This window comes from Dellaglioa sp. CoH-57-MRSF-16, assembly GCF_056782055.1.
Window position 1 is genome coordinate 1 of sequence record NZ_JBXAXZ010000071.1, and the last position, 423, is coordinate 423.

The 423-nt window shown below is 54.1% G+C and carries 1 protein-coding gene; it reads left to right on the top strand.

Translation table 11 applies throughout. The features are described from left to right. Positions 1–250 (top strand): hypothetical protein (locus AC1RPH_RS07910; RefSeq protein ID WP_481762042.1); only part of this gene is annotated, 250 nt, incomplete at its 5' end. Positions 251–423: the final 173 nt, after the last annotated feature.

Below are 423 nucleotides of genomic sequence, written 5' to 3' on the forward strand. Positions count from 1 at the left end.
CCGGCTCTACATCACGCGCCTCTTGACGACTACATCGGACCCGCGTAATATGTCGCAGGGTTTTGTTACGGTCCGCATCTACCGGACTGTGACTACTGACGACACCACGTGGATCGATTTGGTTTACCATCTTGGGGACCGGGTTGATGTCGAAGTGGATTTGGACGGGAGCTGCCTTGACGGCAGTTACGTGCAAGTCACGGAAGTATACCGAATCAAGGGCCTGTCGCACATGACGGCTTCGAAGTAAATAAGAAGTAAGCCAACCACAACACTCGCCTATACATGAAAGCAACAATCGAACAGGCCCTGCTCAGCGAAGCGCTTCGCGTGATCCAACGCCTTGCGCCCCCGGTGAGCGGGGCCGTTACATTGGAAAGTAACGGAAAAACGTTGAAGATGCACAGCCAAGCAGAGCTGAGC